Annotated in this window: 17 protein-coding genes; 11 read left to right on the top strand and 6 right to left on the bottom strand. The window is 39.8% G+C overall.

The genetic code is table 11. The annotated features are described in order from the left end of the window. Window positions 1–30: 30 nt before the first annotated feature. A complete protein-coding gene (locus tag L0B70_RS12785) occupies window positions 31–366 on the bottom strand; it encodes a hypothetical protein (protein ID WP_235142160.1) in 336 nt (111 codons plus the stop codon). 197 nt (window positions 367–563) lie between these two features. On the opposite strand from L0B70_RS12785, the gene L0B70_RS12780 reads away from it, so the two are divergent. From L0B70_RS12780 to L0B70_RS12770, 3 genes are all read left to right on the top strand, one after another. Next, window positions 564–1,235 carry a YggS family pyridoxal phosphate-dependent enzyme gene (locus L0B70_RS12780; protein ID WP_235142159.1) on the top strand — a complete coding sequence of 224 codons (672 nt, stop codon included), beginning with the start codon at window positions 564–566 and terminating at the stop codon, window positions 1,233–1,235. Window positions 1,236–1,313: 78 nt separating this feature from the next. Then, window positions 1,314–2,498, top strand: coding sequence for a sigma-54 dependent transcriptional regulator (locus L0B70_RS12775; RefSeq protein ID WP_235142158.1), 1,185 nt, complete (start codon window positions 1,314–1,316; stop codon window positions 2,496–2,498). 65 nt (window positions 2,499–2,563) lie between these two features. Continuing rightward, complete coding sequence (locus L0B70_RS12770; RefSeq protein ID WP_235142157.1) at window positions 2,564–3,940, top strand: MATE family efflux transporter; 1,377 nt, start codon at window positions 2,564–2,566, stop codon at window positions 3,938–3,940. Between the two features lie 310 nt (window positions 3,941–4,250). On the opposite strand, the gene L0B70_RS12765 is transcribed toward L0B70_RS12770, so the two are convergent. The 4 genes from L0B70_RS12765 to L0B70_RS12750 all read right to left on the bottom strand — a co-directional run bounded on the left by L0B70_RS12765 (window position 4,251) and on the right by L0B70_RS12750 (window position 10,629). After that, complete coding sequence (locus L0B70_RS12765) at window positions 4,251–7,430, bottom strand: efflux RND transporter permease subunit (protein WP_235142156.1); 3,180 nt, start codon at window positions 7,428–7,430, stop codon at window positions 4,251–4,253. A gap of 75 nt (window positions 7,431–7,505) precedes the next feature. Beyond that, window positions 7,506–8,579: an efflux RND transporter periplasmic adaptor subunit gene (locus L0B70_RS12760; RefSeq protein ID WP_235142155.1), complete on the bottom strand. Its 1,074-nt coding sequence runs from the start codon at window positions 8,577–8,579 to the stop codon at window positions 7,506–7,508. Window positions 8,580–8,599: 20 nt separating this feature from the next. Continuing rightward, window positions 8,600–9,949, bottom strand: a complete 1,350-nt coding sequence (locus L0B70_RS12755) for a TolC family protein (protein WP_311195390.1) — start codon at window positions 9,947–9,949, stop codon at window positions 8,600–8,602. Between the two features lie 65 nt (window positions 9,950–10,014). After that, window positions 10,015–10,629, bottom strand: a complete 615-nt coding sequence (locus tag L0B70_RS12750; RefSeq protein ID WP_235142154.1) for a TetR/AcrR family transcriptional regulator — start codon at window positions 10,627–10,629, stop codon at window positions 10,015–10,017. A gap of 335 nt (window positions 10,630–10,964) precedes the next feature. On the opposite strand from L0B70_RS12750, the gene L0B70_RS12745 reads away from it, so the two are divergent. The 6 genes from L0B70_RS12745 to L0B70_RS12720 all read left to right on the top strand — a co-directional run bounded on the left by L0B70_RS12745 (window position 10,965) and on the right by L0B70_RS12720 (window position 16,278). After that, window positions 10,965–11,783 carry a hypothetical protein gene (locus L0B70_RS12745; protein WP_235142153.1) on the top strand — a complete coding sequence of 273 codons (819 nt, stop codon included), beginning with the start codon at window positions 10,965–10,967 and terminating at the stop codon, window positions 11,781–11,783. A gap of 182 nt (window positions 11,784–11,965) precedes the next feature. After that, window positions 11,966–12,253 carry a hypothetical protein gene (locus L0B70_RS12740; protein ID WP_235142152.1) on the top strand — a complete coding sequence of 96 codons (288 nt, stop codon included), beginning with the start codon at window positions 11,966–11,968 and terminating at the stop codon, window positions 12,251–12,253. A gap of 11 nt (window positions 12,254–12,264) precedes the next feature. After that, window positions 12,265–12,978: a curli production assembly/transport protein CsgE gene (locus tag L0B70_RS12735; protein ID WP_235142151.1), complete on the top strand. Its 714-nt coding sequence runs from the start codon at window positions 12,265–12,267 to the stop codon at window positions 12,976–12,978. 6 nt (window positions 12,979–12,984) lie between these two features. Beyond that, window positions 12,985–13,395: a curli production assembly/transport component CsgF gene (locus L0B70_RS12730; RefSeq protein ID WP_235142150.1), complete on the top strand. Its 411-nt coding sequence runs from the start codon at window positions 12,985–12,987 to the stop codon at window positions 13,393–13,395. Between the two features lie 22 nt (window positions 13,396–13,417). Continuing rightward, complete coding sequence (locus L0B70_RS12725) at window positions 13,418–14,779, top strand: CsgG/HfaB family protein (protein WP_235142149.1); 1,362 nt, start codon at window positions 13,418–13,420, stop codon at window positions 14,777–14,779. Between the two features lie 5 nt (window positions 14,780–14,784). Then, window positions 14,785–16,278, top strand: a complete 1,494-nt coding sequence (locus L0B70_RS12720) for a carboxypeptidase-like regulatory domain-containing protein (protein ID WP_235142148.1) — start codon at window positions 14,785–14,787, stop codon at window positions 16,276–16,278. A gap of 125 nt (window positions 16,279–16,403) precedes the next feature. Here L0B70_RS12720 and L0B70_RS12715 read toward each other — a convergent pair whose 3' ends face one another. Continuing rightward, window positions 16,404–17,522: an ATP-binding protein gene (locus tag L0B70_RS12715; RefSeq protein ID WP_235142147.1), complete on the bottom strand. Its 1,119-nt coding sequence runs from the start codon at window positions 17,520–17,522 to the stop codon at window positions 16,404–16,406. A gap of 241 nt (window positions 17,523–17,763) precedes the next feature. On the opposite strand from L0B70_RS12715, the gene L0B70_RS12710 reads away from it, so the two are divergent. Both L0B70_RS12710 and lptC read left to right on the top strand, forming a co-directional pair. Continuing rightward, window positions 17,764–19,038, top strand: a complete 1,275-nt coding sequence (locus tag L0B70_RS12710) for a hypothetical protein (RefSeq protein ID WP_235142146.1) — start codon at window positions 17,764–17,766, stop codon at window positions 19,036–19,038. Window positions 19,039–19,041: 3 nt separating this feature from the next. After that, window positions 19,042–19,632, top strand: a complete 591-nt coding sequence (gene lptC, locus L0B70_RS12705; RefSeq protein ID WP_235142145.1) for an LPS export ABC transporter periplasmic protein LptC — start codon at window positions 19,042–19,044, stop codon at window positions 19,630–19,632. Window positions 19,633–19,661 lie beyond the last annotated feature (29 nt).

The following is a 19,661-nucleotide window of genomic DNA, read 5'->3' as shown; positions in this document are numbered from 1 at the left end:
GCACAAAACTATTCGAATCCTGTGTTGCTTCTAAATTTTTATCGTTTCGGGTGCCAAGATCGATGGGAGAAAAAAAATCATCTGATAGCCAAGGTACTCCGGTTTTAACTTCGGATCGGTGGATTTTTCAGGATATTTACCCATTGTAACTTTTATCCCTTTGCTTTTAATCCCTCGTTTGTCCATTTCGGAACTGATGAGTTTTAGATATTCCTGCAGAACTTCCAGCTCCATACTGTAGGTTCTGGAATCAGGCTTTGCAGCGGGTCTTTTTCTGTTGATTTCTGCGTAATTGCTTTTCACATATTCTTCAGCAAGCGGCGCAGTAAGCGTAGGATCGATTAAGTGTTGGTTTAAATTGCTCATGGGTAAATCGTTTTAAATAGGAACAAATGTATTATTTATAACATATTCCCTGTAGCGTTAAATCACCCAAAACAAACTAACTGAAAATTTTTTTTATTGTTTTTTCGACAAAATTTTTGCAATTGAGGGTTTAAATTGGTAATTTTCGACCTTCGCTCGCTAACAGACGTAATATAAACCCATCATTGATTAAAAATATGCAGGATTTTTCTGGTATTAAAGAAAATTATAAGAAAATCGCTGCGGTGATTCCTGAAAATGTTCAGCTTGTAGCCGTTTCCAAAACGCACCCGGCTGAAGCGGTACAGGAGATTTACAATATGGGACAAAAGGTGTTTGGCGAAAACAAAGTGCAGGAACTTGTAGAAAAGCAAACGCTTCTGCCAAAGGATATACAGTGGCATTTGATCGGCCATCTTCAAACGAACAAAGTGAAATACATCGCGCCTTTTGTGGATACTATTCAAAGCGTCGACTCGGAGAAAATTTTAAAGGAGATCGACAAGCAAGCCACTAAGAATGACCGAAAAATAAAGGTCCTGCTTCAGGTAAAGATAGCGGCAGAAGACACGAAATTTGGCTTTGCAATTGAAGAAGCCGAGCAAATTTTTCAAAGTTATCTAGAAAATAAATATCCACATGTCGAGATTAATGGCCTGATGGGGATGGCAACTTTTACCGAAAATAAAAACCAAATTGCTCAGGAATTTAAAGTTTTAAAAGATCTTTTCGACAAGTTGTCTCTAAAACAGCCTTTAGCAGTCTTATCTATGGGCATGAGCGATGACTACCCTATCGCCATCAAGTCTGGTGCCAATTCAGTGCGGATAGGATCTTCTATTTTTGGGCGGCGAAATTACGACGTCTAATTTTATTGAGGTCCGATTATTGCTATAAAATCACCAATTTTTAAACTAAATTTTTATTAAATCCATAAATTATACCTAATGCAAAAAATCTTAATTGTTGAAGACGAAAAAGCCATATCCGGTGTTCTTCAAAGCATTCTTTCCGATGAACTCCCCAACTATGAATTCGAAATCGCTGAAGATGGCTTAGAAGGTCTTAAACAAATAGAAAAAGAAGATTTCGCTTTGGTTGTTTCGGATATTAAAATGCCGAAACTTTCCGGTACCGAATTGCTGAAACAAGCCCTCCAGATGAAACCCGATACCACCTTTGTAATGATATCCGGACATGCCGATATCGATACAGCGGTAGACTGTTTGAAAGAAGGCGCCTATGATTTTATATCCAAGCCAATTGATATCAACCGCTTAATCACCAGTGTGAAAAACGCTCTGGATAAAAGAATTTTGCAGACTACAAATCAAAATTTAAAGGTAGAAAATACGACTCTGAAGAAAAAGGTCAACAAAAAATACCAGATGATCGGTCAGTCTCCTGCGTTACAGAAAATTCAGGATATGATCGAAAAAGTAGCAACTTCCGATGCAAGAGTTTTGATTACCGGACCAAACGGCGCCGGAAAAGAGCTGGTTGCACACGCCATTCACGCGCAGAGCGACCGCAGCAGAGGCCCGATGATCGAAGTGAACTGTGCAGCGATTCCCTCGGAACTGATTGAGTCTGAACTTTTCGGCCATGTTAAAGGAAGTTTTACCGGAGCCATCAAAGATAAACAGGGAAAATTTGAGCTGGCTCACAACGGCACCATTTTTCTGGATGAGATTGGAGATATGTCCCTGGTTGCGCAGGCAAAAGTGTTGCGTGCGCTACAGGAAAGTAAAGTTTCACCTGTCGGAAGTGATAAGGAAATTAAAGTGGATGTGCGTATTTTGGCCGCAACCAATAAGAATATGCAACAGGAAATTGCAGCCGGGAAATTTCGGGAAGATCTTTATCACCGGCTCTCCGTCATCGAAATTTACGTTCCGCCCTTGGATGAGAGAAAAGAAGATATTAAACTTTTGATCGAACATTTCGCAAAGATCATTTCCGAAGAACACGGCACAGCTTTAAAATCCTTCGATGAAAAAGCCATTGAAAGTTTGGAAGAATTTAATTGGACCGGAAATATACGTGAACTTCGAAATGTCGTGGAGCGTTTAATTATATTGGGTTCTACCCCGGTTTCGGCAGAAGATGTGGCCAGTTTCGTGAGAAAATAAACTTTACTCTATTTTTTACTATTAATTTGCGGTAATTTTGCCGCAAATTTTATTTTGAGACCATTATGCGAATTTTAAATCCTGTACATACCAAACGATTGTTTCACCTTGCAATACCTGTGATGATCACTCAGGTTGGGCAGGTTTCTGTGCAGCTGTTTGATAATATAATGGTGGGAAAACTTCTGGGTGCCGATGCTTTAGCATCTGTTTCCCTGGCGAACGGGGTTTTCTTTTCAATTTTTGTTTTAGCGCTGGGTTTTTCCCTTGCGATTCCACCCCTGGTCTCCGAAGCGCAGTCTAAAAACGATCACACCGCAATCAACCGTATTTTTCGTCACGGTTTTGTCCTAAACATGACGGTGGGTCTGGCTTTGGTTATTATTATGCTCCTGGCTTTACCCCTACTTTACCATCTCGATCAGCCGGAAAAAATTATTCCTGATACTGAAAGCTATCTGCGCATTACCGTCATCAGCATTATTCCGTTTATGGTGTTCCAAACAATGCGCGAAGTTTCGGAGGGATTGAGTTTCACTGTAGGCGTAACAAAGGCCACCATTATCGCAAACGTGATCAATATTGTATTGAATTATATTTTCATAAAAGGCGTTTACATGGAATCGTTGGGCGTTGACGGGTCGGCATACGCGTCCTTTATCGCAAGAGTTTTCATGGTTATCTTTTTATTTTTCGTGATGAAAAAAAATCCCGCGACTAAAAGATATATGGACGATTTCAGCCTGAAGGCGAAACTTTTTCAGAAAAAGATGTTTCAAAAACTCGTTAAACTTGGTCTCCCAACAGCCTTGCAGATGTTCTTCGAAATTACTGCATTTGCCGCTGCAGCGTTTGTTTGTGGCCTGATTTCGGCGAATGATATTGCGTCGCATCAAATCGCACTCTCCATGGCATCGTTTACTTTTAACCTTTGTATCGGCTTCAGTGTGGCGTCAACGATCATGATTGGACGGCGGATGGGCGAGCAGACTTTTTTGGAATTGAAGGAGGTCGGCATTAATAACCTGAAGATCGTCTTTATTTTTATGGGTGTTTGCGGCATTCTGTTTATTGTTTTCAGACATGTTTTACCAACTTTTTTTACGCAGAAAGAGGATATTGAAGTGATTCAGCTGGCAGCAAAACTCATGATTATCGCAGCTTTATTTCAACTTTCAGATGGCGTGCAGGTGGTGGCATTAGGATGTCTGCGGGGCATTCAGGATGTGAAAATCCCCTCTATTATTACCTTTGTTGCTTACTGGCTGATTACGCTGCCGTTGGGTTATGTTCTTTGCGTACCCATGAAAATGGGTGCATTCGGGATGTGGATTGCACTTGGACTGGGCTTAACTATTTCTGCGGTGCTTTTGGTTTTCAGATTCCTGAAACTTGCGCAGGAAAAAATCGATAATTCCGCAAAAACAACGCTTTTGAATTAGCACTTTAGGTAAAACTTGCTCATCACTGCGTAAATGTTTACCGTTTTCATCATTAAATCCTCTGCGCTATAAAGCAACTAATTTATTTGTTATTGCTGTTTTTCATCAGGTTGAACAAATATTGTTTCACTCATTAACTATGGTGGATTTCATATATTTTTTTAAAAGTGCAGATGAAGAGATATTGTTTTTCCAAAGGTGACAGAATTCTTTAGAAAGGATAAATTCTGACAAAATATCGACATTATATTTTTAAAATAAAAGAAGCCGTTTCAATCTTGAAACGGCTTCTTCATTAAAAACAATTAAACTACATCGTATGTTTGGTTGTAAAACCATCTTCGCTGATTTCCTGCGGCGTATATTCTGCGGTCATTTCTGCTTCGTAATCCACAGGCTCGCCTTTGGAGAATCTGTTGATCAAACCATCAAAAATGGAATAGACAACGGGTACAATAATCAGCGTGAGGAATAAGGAGGAAATTAATCCGCCAATAATTACCCAGGCCAAACCATTGTTCATTTCTGCGGCCGCGCCACCTGCCAGTGCAATGGGAAGCATCCCGATAACCATGGCAATCGTGGTCATCAAAATTGGTCGTAACCTCGCGTGGTTTGCCTGAATTAACGCTCTGTAGGTGCTCTCGCCAGCTGCTTTACGGATATTCGTAAAATCGACAATCATAATCGCGTTTTTCGCCACCAGACCAATCAACATGATCATCCCTAAGATGGTGAAAATGTTCAGGGAGTTATTTGTTAAAGCCAACACGACAAGTACCCCGATCAACGCCAACGGAATGGAGAATAACACAACAAACGGATACACAAAACTGTTGTAAAGTGCAACCATTACCAGGTACACCAGGATAATTGCGGCCAAAAGTGCGACTCCCAAGGTTCCGAAACCTTCGGTCTGGTTTTCCATATCACCACTCCACACATAATTTACGCCCGTTGGTTTTTTCAGTTTGGTAAATTTCTCTTCCCATTCTGCGGCTACAGTTCCGGTCGGCTTCCCGATGGTCTGCGCTTCGATGGTGACAGATGGTGATTTATCCCTTCTTTCCAGGAAACTGGGGCCTGAACTTTCCGTTACGGAAGCGAATTGATTCAATTTGATCTGTTGCCCTTCCGGATTAACGAAGATCAGATTATTCACGTCGCTTATCGTTGAACGCCCTTTTTCATTATATTGAATGTTGATATCATACTCATAATCTCCTGCACGGAATTTACCATCGGTATTTCCACTAAAAGCAGTCTGCATGGTTAATCCAACGGTTTGAAGGTTTAAACCTAACGCTGACATTTTATCGCGGTCTACCTGCACATTAATTTCGGGATTTCCGCCCTCACTGGTTAATTTGATCTCTGCTGCACCGTCAATAGTTCTAAGCTGTGCTTCTGCCTGTTGGGCAAATGCAATGGCAGATTTTAAATCGGTGCCCGTAATTACCAAAGATAACGGTGCCTGTTCCGCGCCTAATAAACCAATAGGAACTGTTTTAACTTTCGCGCCGACCAAAACATTTTCCAGTTCTTTTTTAAGTTTTGCGGCGTAAACAAAGGAATTATCTGCTCTTTGGTCTTTACCAACCAAAATCACATCGATCTCCGATTTGTAAGCAGTCGCTTGCGCGCCACCTAAACCGTCGCTGGTTTGACCTACCGTGGTAATTAATTTTTCAACTTCTTTTTTCTCGGTCAGATATTTTTCTGCTTTTTGAGCCATGAAATTCGACTGTTCAATCGAAGCATCTTTTGGAAGTTCAATTTGAACTAAAAACTCACCTTTATCAATTTTAGCAAAAAATTCACCCCCAACAAAGCCAAAAACAGGCAGTAAGAAGGAAGCTAAAAATAAGAGGACGACAAGACCTAAGGAGATTAATTTTGTTCTTCTGTTTTTTAAACACCATTCCAATAATCCCGAGATCCAATGGGTGAAGGCATCCAAACGTTTTTCAAAGGCTAAAATAAACTGCTCGAACCAGTTTTTACCCGTAAGATGCTCCAGCTTTCCAAATCTGGAAGACAGCCACGGAACAATGGTGAAAGAGGATAAAAGGGACAGCAGTGTTGCGATAACGACCGTGACACAGAACTGCGAAATAATGTTCGACACCAGTCCGGTACTTAATGCGATCGGTAAAAATACCACCACAATAACCAGTGTAATTGCCATTACGGTGAATCCGATTTCTGCGGTTCCGTCGTAGGCGGCTCTCACTCTGCTTTTGCCCATCTCCATATGCCTGTAGATGTTTTCGAGCACCACAATGGCATCATCAACCAAAATACCTACAACAAGAGACAATCCAAGCAAACTCATTAAATTCAAAGTATACCCAAGAAGCGACATTCCGATAAAAGTTGCTACCAAAGAAGCCGGAATGGAAACCATAACAATAAATGCGTTTCGGATACTGTGAAGGAAAAGCAACATTACGATCGCCACCAGACAAACTGCAATCAGTAAATCGTGGGTTACATTATTTGCCGCGTTCAAAGTAAAATCGGTGGAATCGTTTACCACATCAATTTTTACATTTTGAAGTTTATAATCTTCCTGAATTTTAGCGATGGCGGCCCTACTCAGTTCGCTGACTTCTACGGCATTCGCGTCGGACTGCTTTACAATCTGAATGATAATCGCGGGGCTTTGGTCTACCCGTGCAATTTTTTCGACATCTTTCTGAGAATCTTCCACAAAAGCGATCTCGCCCAGTCTTACCTGCGAGCCGTTTTTGCTTTTTATTACCAGATTACTCAGTTCCTCGGTGTCTTTATATTTCCCGGACAAACGGATAATGGTCGTATTATTACGAGTTTTTACATTACCTGTAGGGAAATCTAAATTGGACGTTAAAATTGCCTGCTGAACTTCCGGTACCGATAAACCGTAACCTTCGAGTTTCGCCTGATCCATATTGACGCGGATTTCTTTTTCCTGGCCGCCAATGAGGTTTACCTGTGCCACTCCTTTTACACGGGAAAGAACCGGCTCAATTTTTTTATCTAAAAGGTCATAGAATTCTTTTTGAGGCAAAGATGATGTTGCGCCGGCGGTGATAATCGGTAAATCACTCAGGGAGAACTTCAGTAAGGAAGGTGGTTTTACATCTTCCGGTAAATCGGCTTCGATGGCGTTGATCTTTCTTTGCGCATCATTTAATGCATAGTTTGTATCCGTTCCGGAATTTAAAGTTACCATCACAAGAGACAGACCCTCGTAGGATTTGGATTCTACTTTCTTTACGTTTTCCAGAGAAGAGATGGCATCCTCAACCTTTTTGGTCACTGAACTTTCTACCTCACTTGGCGACGCTCCCGGATATATGGTGGAAATGGTAACCACATTAATCTCGAATTTCGGGATCAGTTCGTAGCCCATTTGGCTGTAACTGAATATACCTCCCAAGGTGAGAATCGTGAACAAAACGATGATCAGCGTAGGCCGTTTAATGGATATTTCTGCTAATTTCATATATATATTTAGATTTTAGATTCGGGTGGTAAGATTGTGGTATAAACCATCTGAAATCTTACAACCTGATCTTTTCTATTTTACAATTTTTACTTTTGCACCCTCAATTAAATTGATTTGGCCGGTGGTTACTACCGTTGTGCCTTCTTTAATTCCACTTAAAATTTCAATTTGATCGCCAAAAATTCTTCCGGTGACCACTTTCGTCAGTTTAACGGTATTGTTAGGCTGCACCACGAAAACATGGCTGCTGCTCACGCCGTTCACAAAGGCATCTTTCGGTAAAACCAACATGGCATGCTGCGTTCCGGAATCTTTGGAATTAAATATGGCTGTACCGTACATTCCGGCTCTAAGCTGATTGTTTGAAGTGTTGCTGATCTCAATCTCTACGGGGAAATTCAGTGAAGCATCTGCCAAAGGTGCGATGAAACTGATTTTTCCTTTAAAGTCTGCATCCGGATAAACGCTGGCTTTCACATCGATCTCGTCGCCGACTCTTAAGTTCGCAACCTGAGATTCATTCACGTTTACTTTTAATTTAAGTCTGGACACATTTACGATTTCAAACATCACCGTCCCGGGAGACACCACAGAACCGGGCTCAATTAATCTTTTGTTAATGATTCCGCTGATGCTTGCTCTTACATTGGTATCACCAATTCTTAGGTTAGCCTGCTTTAACTGTGCGCTGGCATTTTTTACCTGAAGTCTGGAGTTGTCTAACTGCTGCTTGGTAACGCCGCCCGTTTTATAAGCATTTTCATAACGTTGATTGTCGACCACCGCATTTTGGTACGCCGCATTTGCGTTGGAGTTATCAACTTCCAACTGATCTTTTTTGATGGTTGCAACGGTTTGTCCTACCTTTACGTAACTGCCTTCATCAACTAAAACGCGTACAATTCTTCCGCTGATTTCGGACGGAAAAGACAGTTCCTGGTATGGTGCAAAGGTTCCGTTAGAAGAATAATCATTCGTGATATGTTCGTATTTCGCCTGGGTTACATTGACGGAAATATCAGTATTTTTTTGCGCAACGATAGCCGTTTCCGCTTCATTCTTCTTTTTGTTATTGATGAGCGTATAAACGCCGGCTGCAACAAGTATTAGCGCTAATACGGTGTAAATAATTGGTCTTGCTTTCATGTGAATATTGTTTCTTCTATTTATTTAATGTAGTTTCGGAGTTCTCCTTTCGATTTGTAATACTGGATCTCAGCAATTTTATAATCTAAGATGGCGTTGCTGTAATTGTTTTTGGCTTCTACCAAAGCATTTTCAGCTTCCAGTAAATCCGTCAGCGTGGCTAAACCGTATTGGTAGTTGCTTTTCGTATTCGAAAGAACGGTTTCTGCAAGACCAACATTGGCTTTTTGATTATCTAAAGCAGAAAGGCTGTTTTCAATTTGAGATTTTGCGTTTTGGTAAGAAAGATCCAAGCCTAATTTTGTATCTGCAATATCAACATCTAATTTATCGAGTTCTATTTGCGCCATGGCAACGCGTGCTTTCGTGGCAAATCCGTTAAAAATCGGAATATTTACGCCAAGCGTAATTGCTGAGTAATCGCCCCAATAAACGCCGTCTTTTTTACCATTGGTTAAAGGAAATTTATCGCCTAATCCTTGCCAACTGTAGTTCGCATTCAATCCCACTGTTGGGTAATAATCGGCTTCCACGGCTTTTTTATTAAATTCCAAAAGTTCTTTTTGCTTTGCAAGAACTTTTACCTCCGATCTTTCATCGGTAGATACCACATCTTCCAATAAATGAGGCGTTACTTCCATGTCGGATTTTACGAGTTCAATTTCGGTTTCGATGGGCATTCCCATGTAAAATTTCAGCGCATTTTCCGCTTGGTTGATGCCGTTTTGCTGTTGTTTTAGAACAGTACTGATGTTCGTTAAGTTCACGTTGGTTCGATCGAGATCCACTTTTTTCGCAAGACCGTTGTCGAATAAACTTTTGATAATATTCCGCGCTTTTTCCGTACTCGAATAACTGCTTTCCAAAGTTTCTTTTTTCTGCTGAATTGTAAAAACCTGGAAATAAGCATTGGAAACACGCTCAATGATCTGTTCTTCGGTCAGTTGTGCGTTCAGTTGATAAAATTCCTTTGTTGACTTCGCTGCTTTCAGCCCGATAAACACCTTTTGGTTAAAGATGGCTTGAGAAAGCTGTAAACCCGCGCCGGCATTCCATTTTTGGCCGAGAGAGATTAACTGTATATTGCTGGGTCCGCCGCTAAAGGCTCCCACATCCAACGCGGACGTTTGTAATATAGGATTGTACGTTAAATTCGCCACACCACTAATTTGCGGCAGCGCATTCGATTTTGCTTCAATGATCTGATAATCCGCATTGCGGACATCTAATCTGGCTTTTAGGGCGTCTGCTTTGTTTTGCAGCGCGTACTCTATGGCCTGTTTCAGGGTAACTGTTTGCTGCGCCTGCAGTCCGGAGACTGAGAGTGCAAATAAACCTGCACCGAGAGCCATTTTTCTCCAATTGGTCATTTTATATTCTGGTTATTTGTTACTTATTTTATCGATGAGGTGTGCGAAGATTTCTCGTCTTAAATTCATTGTTTATCTTTTTTAGAGTAAATTTTTTTGAGAACTTCTTTTCCTTTTTCTGTGGTGATCGCGTTCATATACATCATCATTGCTTCATTGTTATAGTCTTCCCGATCGATGATTGTTGTATTCAGATGCGGCGAACTGTCATAAGACATTACAATCTGGAAAAATATTTTCGTATAAATCTGCGCATCGAAATCCTTCCGGTAATAGCCCTGTGTACGACCTTTTTCAATATTATGAACGAGAACTTCGGAAAATTGCTCGGAAAAATTTAACATGTGTTTGTTAAAAATTGCGGGATAATATTTAATAAGTTGACGAATGAGGATGGTATTATTGGAATGAGAGACCCTGTCGATCTCCACATCGCGACAGCCCATTCTTTCTACAGCATTTTCAATATTTTCGTCCAGATATTTCATCCGTTGGATGACCTCTCCCAATTTAAATTGCAATACTTCTTCCAACAACTCCTCTTTATTTCTGTATTTCTGATAAAGCGTTTTTTTGGATATGCCGAATTCGCGCGCAATGTCGTCCATCGTCAGTGTTTTCGCCCCGTTCTCGATAAAAAGATTGGCCGCCTTCAATAAAAAATTTTGTTTGTCTTCCATATTCGGCGGCAAATATACAAAAGAAAACTTATAAACAAAAAAAGTTTCCTAGTTTATTTTTCGAGTATAAACGTGCTATATTAATAAGACGCAGCGATCGCACTGTTACTTTAAATAAATTTAAACTAAATGTAAAGCTTTGCTAATTTGTGCTTTAAAGGGGATTATTTTTTACAACAACTATAAAAAGGTCTAAACACGCAAAGCGGTTGGTGATTAGACGAAGACGGTCATAGTTTCTGTCTATTTTTTAAGATTCAATAGTTTCGGTGAGACTATAACAAGTGCATCATTCTACATTTGTACGACAAACTAACCAATAAAATTTTTTAACCATGAAAAAATTATTTGCAAGTGCTGTTGCACTTATGACTGTAAGCTTCGCTTACGCACAAGGAAACGTTGATGTAACTAATCAACTTGGAAATCTGAACACGGCAACTGTTGACCAAACTGGTTTTCAAAACGAAAACTATCTTACTCAAGACGGTAACCGTAATGATGCAGACATTGATCAAACCGGAATCTGGAATTACAACGATGCTTTAAGCCAGGGAAACAGAAACTCTATTGATGTAGATCAGGTAGGGATTTTAAACTCAAACGTTACTGAGCAGTACGGGAACAGAAACATGGCACAAACTGATCAAAATGGATTGCTAAACTCTGTTGAGCAATACCAACAAGGTAATAGAAATGATACCTATGCAATGCAGGATGGTGCTTTTAATGAAGCTTTACAAACTCAGGTTGGAAACAGAAACGTTGCTTCTTCCGAGCAAATGGGAGATTTTAACTATGTGCAACAAGACCAGTATGGTAACCGAAATGAGGCTAATGCGTATCAAGACGGAGACGATAACTATATTCATCAACTTCAGGATGGTAACAGAAATTATGCTGACCATACTCAAATGGGTGATAATAACTCTGCTGATTCTCACCAAACAGGTAATGATAACACTACTTTAGGCTTACAGGTAGGCAACGGTAACGATTTGGTACAATACCAATGGGGTAATGGAAACCTTGCTGATGATTGGCAAATTGGTAACAATAACTATTCTGATACTTGGCAAACTGGTGATGACCACGTGCATATTGGTACTCAGATCGGTAATTCCAACTCTATGATTATTACCCAATCTAACTAAGACATCATTTAAAAATAAATACAGGGGAAGATTGCCTTCTCCTGTATTTTAATTACGAAACAATGAGAACTTTTTTACCATTAGTCATATGTTTTTTCACTCTTCAATTTCTTTGTGCCCAGGATATTTCTTTAAACAAGATTAACAGTTCGAATATTTTAGATTACTACGATCGCGTACAGATGATGCAGACAAATCAGGATTACAGAAGCATTGATATGGCCACCCAGATAGGAATTGGAAATAAAATGAATGTGATCGATAAAACCCCAGGTTACATCGAGCTTACCCAATCTGGAAATTACAATACCGTTCTTTTTGTTAATCCTAATAATTACCCGACCAACGCGCAGATTAATGTGAATGGTTCTGGGAATTATCTTGATATTACTGGAAGCAACAGTATTTCTGATGGAATGAAAATTAACATTAACGCCAATGACACCACGATTTTTATGAGAAATTACTAAACACCTTGAAAATGAAAACTCTCATCGCAATTCTGGCCGTATTTTTCTTTGCAAAAACAGCTGCACAAAACAGCACCGATATCGCAGGAAAAATAACTACCGAAAATAATAACGAAATGCTAAAAATAAAAGCAACCGTTAAAAATAATTCAGCAATTCATTATGACTTAAATTATGTAATGGTTTCCGTAAAGAAAGGCAAAGCGGGAAATTCCTCTAACAAGCAAAGCGGGAAATTTTCAATAAAACCCAATGAAACAAAAATACTTTCGGAAAATGCCATTAAAGTCACCAAAAAAGACGCTCTTAAAGTTTTCCTCTTCGTCAAGGATGAACATACTAATAAAGTGCTTTCCAAAGACAGTTTGGAAGTTAATGCAGATCAGTTTAAAGATGACGTAAGTTACATCCCCGAAAACAGAGTGGAACTTACCGGATTAACCGTCGATGATACCAAAACCAGGATGGGACAAGCTTTCTATGAAAGTTTCTTTAAAAAATATTCCCAGTTCAACAAAAAATACGAAGGAACAATTACGGTTTCTGAGCTTCCCTCCTTTGGCAGAAGCAGCAGAATTTTGATCATGCAGAACGATCAGGTTATCTACAGTTTCCAGTCGAAACCTGATGAAGAATCTTTGGATGCCGAGAGCGATAAAGCGCTGGCACTTTTGATGGAATACAATTCGCAAAACAGTCTTCGAAACCGGGATTTCAAATACTAACACGTCATGAAAAAAATAATAATTACAGCACTGCTGCTTGCCGGCATTGTATCGTACGGACAGCAGTTTGTTTACAAACCAGTTAATCCCGCTTTTGGAGGTGAAACTTTTAATTATCAATGGCTACTAAGTTCTGCCAGTTCTCAGAATCAATTTGATGAGGGAAACAGCAGAACTAACGGTCTCGGCAACCTGAATTCTTTAGACAGTTTTACAGACAGTTTAAACAGGCAGGTTCTTAGCGAACTTTCCCGAAAACTTTTCGGAGACCAGTTCGGCGACGGCAGCTTACAACCCGGAACATATGTTTTCGGCTCTATCTATTTAGAAGTAATACAAACCGGTCAGGGATTACTCATCAGTATTCTGAACACCGATACGGGTGAGCAGTCTCAAATTGTAGTACCCGGCGGTTAAAGAGAAAAAATCCCCCCACCCTATGAAAACATCAATTAAAATTTTAAGTCTCATTCTAATTATTCTTCTCCAAAGTTGCACGCTTTTTAACATTCCCACGAACAGCGAAAAATCAACGTTAGGAGAAATAACCCCTTACACATCCGAAATTAAAAACCTGCCTGCACCCAAAGATAAAATTGTTGTGGGCGTATACAAATTCAGAGATCAAACAGGTCAGTATAAGGCAACGGAAAACGGCGCGAGCTGGAGTACCGCAATTCCGCAGGGTACAACCGCAATACTTTTAAAAGCTTTGGAGGACAGCCGGTGGTTCACTCCCATTGAACGCGAAAATATTGGGAATTTAATGAACGAAAGGCAGATTATTCGCACCACAAGAAAAGAATACTCCGGCAACGACGGGGAAAGTGCAACGTTGCCCCCACTTCTTTTTGCTGGAATAATTTTGGAAGGTGGCGTAATTTCCTATGACACCAATGTGATGACCGGCGGAATTGGCGCAAGATATTTCGGCCTGGGTGCCGGCGCACAGTATCGGCAGGATAGAATTACCGTCTATATCCGCGCGGTTTCTACGTCTACCGGAGAAATTCTTAAAACGGTTTATACGTCAAAAACCATCTTGTCAACCAGTTTTAACGGAAATTTCTTCCGTTTCATCGATACCGAAAGGCTTCTTGAGTCCGATATCGGAATTACGCAGAACGAACCTGTTCAACTGGCAGTTACAGAAGCCATCGAAAAGGCGGTATATTCCTTAATTATCGAAGGAGTGAAAGATAATCTGTGGGCCAGCAAATTAAAACATCCCAGCGACTTCAATAAGATAATAGCCAGTTATCAGGCCGAAGAAAAGATTAATGATTCGAGAATCATCGGGAATAAATTCCCGGAGCAAAATCGTGGTAAAATGGCGGTCTTTGCGAATATAGAAGGCTTTAAAATTAAAGGTGATTATGTAGGCGCAAAAATGAATCTCGGTGGAAAACTGGGTTTTAAATATTTTATTACCGACAACATCAATGCGGAAGTCAATTTAAACGGCGTGACTATTGAAAACACCGGAATCATTAAGAAAAACGTACTGGTTTCCGAATTAAATGTAGAATATCTTTTTTTACCGAAATATAAATTTTCTCCCTTCGTCTATACGGGAGTGGGAAGTTTTTTTACAAACCGCAAAAATTTTTACAAAGCGCAGGTCGGCGGCGGTGTTGAATATTTAATTGACAGGAATTTTGCCCTCCGTCTGATGTCGCAATATGATTTGGGATTTACAGACGACTGGGATGATTATGTTTTTGGCGAACGAAAAGATATGGGCGTTCGCATCGGTTTAGGAGTCAACTATTATTTCGGCGGAAAAAAAATTAAAAATTAAAAATCATGAAAAATTATATACAAACCGCATTTCTTTTTCTCCTTATGTTTTCCCTGTTTTCGTGCAGTGAAGATTTAGTCGAAAAGGTGCAGACCGGAACCTTAAAGGGGGTCGTGATTAAAAAAGGCAGCAACCAGCCCGTGAAAAATGTTAAAATACATACTACACCCTCTACGGAAACTGTTTTTACAAAGGATGACGGCAGTTTCATTATTGAAAATATTCCCTTGGGAGATTATTCTGTACGGGCAGAATTGACGGGCTATTTAACCACCTTTCAAGGCGTCAATTTTAAAAATAATCAGCAGGTTGTATCTGTTGTGTTTGAGCTTAGCGATGACGATTCTTTAAATTCACCTCCGCCTGCTCCAACACTGATTAGTCCCACCGATAATGCCGAGGGACAACCGCTTTCCGTAGATCTTAGCTGGACCTGTACAGACCCGGACTCGTTAGATGTTTTAAAATATAAACTGGTCGTAAAAAATGATTTCGACAATAATGTTATAGAAATTAAAGATCTTACAGAAACCCATTATTTTTTGGAAAATTTAAAATTCGGAGTTTCTTATTTCTGGCAGGTCACGGTTTCCGACGGCATTAATCCCGAGGTTAATAGTGTGGTGTTTCGGTTTAAAACCAGTACAACCCCGAATAACAGATTTCATTATGTGAAGAAATCTGGTGGTAATTATTATATTGTATCCAGCGACGAAGCAAACGTTAATTTTCAGTTCACGCCCTTGTCGACTAATAGTTGGCGACCGAGACTCAATCAAAATGCGGGTTTAATTGCATTTTTAAGAACCGTTGGCGGAAACGCGCAGATTTTTACGGCTAGACCGGACGGTTCCGATGCTTTTCAGGTAACAAATGTGCCGCTTGGCGGGTTTAATAATGCTGAAACCGATTTTTCCTGGAGTAAAAACGGAAAGGAATTTATTTATGCCAACTATAATAAACTGTACCGGATTAATAAAGACGGCAGTGGGCTTCAATTAATGTACACAACGCCCGACGGAAGTTTTATTTCTGAATGTGACTGGAGTGATGATGGAAGCAAAATCGCGCTGAAAACCAATGATGTGACCGGCTACTCTGTTAAAATCTATGTTATTGATGTTTTGGGAAATGTTATGAAAACCGTCCTCCAAAATGTACCGGGTGCAGCAGGAGGTTTAAACTTTTCGATAGACGGCAATCTCCTGCTTTACACGTACGATATCACAGGACATCAGGAAGATAATTACAGACAGTTGAATACCCACATTTTCACTTATAATCTTTCGACAGATGAGGTGATCGACTGGTCTGTCCTAAGCGAAAAACCCGACGGAAGCAACGATTTGGATCCTCGGTTTTCCCCCAACGATGCGGAGGTCATCTTTACAAATACCTCCAACGACGGTATTTCTGAAAAAACAATCACCAAAATAACCTTACAGGATAATTCACGAACGATTCTCTTCCCCGGCGCAGAAATGCCCGACTGGGAGTGATGTTTTCAAGGGGGTTGAGGAATTCATTTTCCTCAACTTTTTTATTTTAATAATAGGCATTCCTTCTGGGATGCCTATTTTTTTATCATGAAGTGCAAATTTAAATTTTATTCAGACTCAAATTTTTAAGCAGCCTTATGGATATACCGCGACAATTTAATACCAAGATCCGTCCAAACGATTTTTGGATTCGCATTTCTTTCCAAATGATAATCCGCTTCTGAAATTTCTTCCAAAATGGCCTCGATGTTTGCACCGTGGATAAACGTGGAAAAACGATCCCACTTAAAGCCGCCGGAATCAATTTTCTTATAGACGAGATTTTGATTTCCGTAATTCTGAAGCATTGCTAAACGGAACATTTCTGCACAGTAATCTAAAAAGTTCTTTTGTTTCTCCCGATTCCAGCCCGCTACATTTCTGCCCCAAAAAACAATGTTTTTCAAGAATTCGGGTTTCTTTTTTACCTGAAAAGCTTCGCGAACCCAGGTTACAAAAAGATCTTCAAATTCAGAGTCGGAATTTTCTGTCAAAAGAATTTTTTGCGCATCGTTCCAGTTTCCTTGCGCCTGGAAAACAATTTCCTTTATTTTTTCCTCACTTAAATTATTGTTGTTTCGCAGAAAAAATTCCAGATTCTCATCCTGAATTCTCGGAACTTCAACCAGCTGCGTTCGGGAAAGAGTTGTCGGCAGAATAAAATCTGCATTTTCAGCCGTGAGAATAATCAATGTATCTTTTGGTGGCTCCTCCAGAAATTTCAAAAATTTATTGGCTGCAGAAATATTCATCTTATCCGCCTGCCAAACGATGAGCACTTTGCTGCCACCCTCAAAACTTTTCAGCGAAAACTTCTTGTTCAGTTCGTCGATTTCATCGGCGTAGATTGTGAGTTGCTTATTATCCGAAGAAAGTATTTTGGTCCAGTCTTCACTATTGGCATAAGGATTCTCAAGAATCATCTCGCGGAAATCATCAAAAAAATACGTAGAAAGCCCGCCCTTTTTGTCTTTGAAAACCGGAAAACTGAAGTGGAGGTCTAAATGATTTAAATGTTCGACTTTGGAGGAAGAATGTTCGTTCTCTTTTCGGAAAATTTCTTTCGCAAAAGCCATGGCGAGCGGTAAAGTTCCGTAGCCTTCTTTCCCAATAAAAAGTTGAGCGTGGCTCACGCGGTTGTCGGAAATGCTTTCTTTCAGCAGATTTTTCAGTTTTTCCTGACCTACAATTTGTTCCCAGTTCATTTTTCAAAGATAAATAATTTTGACATAGATGCCGAATCTACAGGTCTGTTTTAAAACGTAACGGTTCAAATGAACTTTTAAATTAATGCCTAACCGAAAATTATTTATTAATATTTTTTCGTAACAGAAAGGGCGAGAACGCACCGCCTTTTCCTCCTCTCCTTAACAAACTTTAACCAAAGTAAATTTCCTCAGTTCAGTAATATTTAAGATATTTGCGCATTATTTTTAAAAATAGAGAATGAAAAGATTTTTTGTATTACCACTCGCAGCAGTCGGATTTTTGATGAATGCTCAAACGATTGGTAATTCTCCTTATGCTGCCTTCGGAATTGGGGATGTTAAGTATGACAATACGACAGATGTGAATGCAATGGGCGGTATTTCTACAGCATATATTTGGGATTTCAACAACAATTTTAATTTTAGCAATCCAGCGGCTAATAAAAATTTAGAATTAACCACAATTAAAGTAGAAGGAACAAATGAAAATAATTTTTTCAAATCCAATTACGATGATTTGAAGGCGACAAAACATTCCTCTTATCTGTCGAACATCACGATCGCATTTCCGCTCTCGCCGAAAGTTAAATTCGGTTTAGGATATCAGCCGTACAGTTCGAAAAAATATTCGGTATTAAATACTGAAACGCTGTCCACTGGCGGCGGTAAAGCCAGTCTTTTTACGGGAGAAGGAACAATAAGCACCGTTCAGGCGGCTTTGTCTTACCAAATTTCTCCGCAGTTCGGGGTCGGGTTAAGAAGTAATTTCTACTTCGGTAACCTTTATGATATCAATGAGCTCACCTATTCTACCGCAGAACTTATTAACGGCTACGAGACCAAGAACAAAATTAAAACCTTTAATTTCACGCTTGGGACTGCATACCAAAAAGTTTTGGAGAACGACAAGAAATTAACTTTAGGTGCCACCTATACTTTCGGAAATACGGGCCAAATGGAAACCCGTTATGTGAACAGTACCTATTTCTACACGCCGGGGCAGGTCAAAAATAACGTAAGTATTATTGATGAGCAGACAAGCGAAGACAAAAATCTTATCCCGATGGAATTCTCTTTAGGAGCTGGATACGGGAAAGATGGAAAATGGTTTTGGGGAACGCAGGTTGATTACAAAAAGGGCGAAACCATTCAGTTTTTAGGCCAGCCTTTTGCGAACGAAAACTCCTATAAAATTGCAGCCGGTGGTTGGTATATTCCCAATTATAATAACTTTAGAAGTTATTTCTCCCGAGTTACTTACCGATATGGTGCTTACTATGAGAAAGGAAATCTTTCCTTCATGGGAACCGACATTAATAAATTTGCACTCACAGGTGGCGTATCACTTCCTTTCGAAAACAAAGGTGCCAGCAGAATGAGTGGAATCGATCTTGGGATCGAGTTGGGAAAACGCGGAACTTTGGATAATAATATGGTTCGTCAGAATTTTGTTAACCTTCGGATTGGACTTAATTTCGCTGATAAGTGGTTTAGAAAAACGCTTTATGATTAAGAAATGAAGCTTTACCGCAAAATATTCTATAAAAATATAGCCGCCTTTTTGGGTTGTGCTATATTTTTTGTTTTAATTTCCTGTGACGAAGATCTTACCGAAATCAACAAAAACCAAAACAGCAACTTCCCGTCGCAAATTATCAACAATGCGAATATCGTTCAACGCGATTCGGGAATGATCAAACTGCGTGCTACGGCGCCGCTCATCGAAAAGTACGAATATATCGATTCGCCTTATATTGTCGCGAGAAAAGGAATCAACATTCTTTTTTACGACAAGAAAAAACCGGATGTTCCCGGGAAGATCAATGCGAAATACGCCAAATACAATGAGAAGAAGAAATTTTACGAAGCGAAAGGCAATGTGAAAATCATCACCAACGAGAACCAGATGTTCGCGATGCAGTCGGTCTTTTGGGATCAGACAAAAAGATTAATTTACACGTCGGATACGGTGTATGTTACGGATAAAGACGGTTCTACGCTGGTTGGTGCCAATGGCATGAAGGCGAAAGACGATTTTTCCGAGTATACTTTCTTTAACAATTCCGGAAACATCAACGCCAAAAAGATCCCGGAGAAAGGCAGATGATTTTTCGTAAATTCGTGAAAATTTTTTTG

Origin of the sequence: Kaistella sp. 97-N-M2 (genome assembly GCF_021513235.1) — a bacterium.
GTDB lineage: Bacteria > Bacteroidota > Bacteroidia > Flavobacteriales > Weeksellaceae > Kaistella.
This window is presented reverse-complemented; position numbering and strand designations above follow the sequence as displayed.